This is a genomic window from Curtobacterium luteum, assembly GCF_001475545.1.
Taxonomy (GTDB): domain Bacteria; phylum Actinomycetota; class Actinomycetes; order Actinomycetales; family Microbacteriaceae; genus Curtobacterium; species Curtobacterium luteum_A.
This window is the reverse complement of the sequence record NZ_LDQC01000106.1, coordinates 1-1,933: the sequence shown is the minus strand read 5'-3', so window position 1 is coordinate 1,933 and position 1,933 is coordinate 1. Positions and strand designations below refer to the sequence as shown.

At 61.8% G+C, this 1,933-nt stretch carries 4 protein-coding genes and 1 pseudogene; all 5 read left to right on the top strand.

What is annotated here, in order from left to right:
• Window positions 1-254, top strand: a 254-nt coding sequence (locus NS184_RS18605) for a hypothetical protein (RefSeq protein WP_206556295.1), incomplete at its 5' end; no start/stop codon positions are given.
• Window positions 251-373 carry a hypothetical protein gene (locus tag NS184_RS18910; protein WP_275935037.1) on the top strand — a complete coding sequence of 41 codons (123 nt, stop codon included), beginning with the start codon at window positions 251-253 and terminating at the stop codon, window positions 371-373. The genes NS184_RS18605 and NS184_RS18910, both read left to right, overlap by 4 nt.
• Complete coding sequence (locus tag NS184_RS15470) at window positions 370-1,047, top strand: lambda exonuclease family protein (RefSeq protein WP_058726993.1); 678 nt, start codon at window positions 370-372, stop codon at window positions 1,045-1,047. Before NS184_RS18910 ends, NS184_RS15470 begins: the two co-directional genes overlap by 4 nt.
• Window positions 1,047-1,634 (top strand): HNH endonuclease signature motif containing protein, encoded by a 588-nt coding sequence (locus tag NS184_RS17540; protein WP_083513761.1) that lies wholly within the window; start codon window positions 1,047-1,049, stop codon window positions 1,632-1,634. Before NS184_RS15470 ends, NS184_RS17540 begins: the two co-directional genes overlap by 1 nt.
• Window positions 1,635-1,637: 3 nt before the next feature.
• Window positions 1,638-1,933, top strand: a pseudogene (locus NS184_RS15465) (hypothetical protein); the annotation flags it as partial.

The window sequence follows — 1,933 nt, the reverse complement described above, 5'->3', positions numbered from 1 at the left end:
CGCGCTGGCAAGGTGTCGATGCCGCAGCACGGAGCCTGGGCCGCGAGACCGCCGAGCCGCCCCGGATCGAGGACATGGCACCGGGGACGACGTTCACGGCACGGTGCTACACGGACCGCGCCGAGACAGACACGCTCTGGATGGTTTGCCGTTACGTCGGAATTGTGAGTTGGTACGGCGGCGTGCTGCGCGACCTGAACAAGGTCGACCCGTCCACGATCCGCGACGTCCAGCCGCCGAAGGACGCAGCATGACCGGCGCGTTCTGCATCGGCTGGGACCGTTTCGATCCCGACGAATGGGTCATCATGCCGTCCTGGTGGCAGCGGATGCGGATGATCTGGCGACTCAGGAAGGAGATGCGGCACCTATGACACTGACCATTTACCAGGTAGAGCAGGGTTCGCAGGACTGGCTCGACCTCAGATGCGGCATGCTCACCGCATCCACCATCGGCAAGCTGATTACATCCACCGGCAAGCTCGCCGACAACGACACAGCACGCGGCGTCATGCAGACCCTCATCGCGGAACGGATCAGCGGCCACGTCGAATACGTGCACCCCTCGTTCGACATGCAACGGGGCACGATGGACGAACCGTACGCACGCGAGCTCTACGCAGAGCAGTACGCACCCGTCGAAGAAGTCGGATTCGCAACGCTCGACGTCGGACCGTACAAGCTCGGCGCATCACCAGACGGACTCGTCGGCGCTGACGGCGGTTTGGAGATCAAGTCCCGTGTGCCCAAGGTGCAGCTGCGGACCTTCCTCGATAACCGCGTACCACCGGCCAACGTCCCTCAAGTACACGGCTGCATGTTCGTCTTTGATCGCGAGTGGTGGGACTACTGCTCTTACGCGGGGGGTTGGCCGCTGTTCGTCAAGCGCGTCTACCGCGACGAGAAATGGGACGCAGCAATCGTCGCCGCACTCAACTCCTACGAACAGCAGGCAGCCGACACCATCGCCGCCTACACCACAGCCACAGCAGGTCGACCCATCGCAGAACGCATCGACCACTGGGCTGACGATGAGATTCGGATCTGATGGACGAGACGTGCAAATACGGCAGTTGCGAACTGCCCCGGGGCAAGGCACTTGGGTTGTGCAACGCGCATTACGCGCGGCAACGACTCGGACGCGCAATGGAAGCACCAATCCGAAACGTCCGGGCTACTGACCAAGAGCGCTTCTGGGCAAAGGTCGACAAGAGCGGAGACTGCTGGAACTGGCAGGCGGCGACGATGCGCGGCTACGGAATCTTCCGAATCGACGGCGGCAACCAGGTCGCTCACCGCATTTCCTACAAGTGGGCTCACGGTTCAATCCCGGCTCAGGCTGAAGTCGACCACACATGTTTCAACCGTGGCTGCGTCAACCCTGCCCACTTGCGGTTGCTTGACCACCAGGAGAACGGACAAAACCGGTCAAGCGCGAACAGCAACAGCAAGACCGGTGTCCGCGGCGTGTATTGGAACGAGGCACGCAGTGGGTACATGTGCGCTGCATACGTACGGGAGCGCATCTTCAGGTTCGGCCCATTCGACACCATTGAGGAAGCCGAGGCAACGATCGTTGCTTGGCGCAGGGTAAACATGCCCGCCTCGATCAACGACCAACGAAAGGCAGGCTGAGGCATGGACCTCACCCGAAGCATTGAGCCGAACAGCTCACAAGTCAACGCGGATGATTTGATCGCCTCAGACCGGACCGTCACCATCACTGGCGTTGAGGCTGGCAGCACTGAGCAGCCCGTGTTCGTGCACCTGCAAGAGATCCCTGACCGCACCTGGCGTCCTTCCAAGTCAATGAGGAGAGTCTTGGTCGCGGCTTGGGGACCGGAAGCGTCGAACTACGTCGGTCGCCGCGTCACTCTTACCCGCAACCCGGAGATCACCTTCGGGCGCGAGAAGGTTGGTGGGATTGAGGTGGC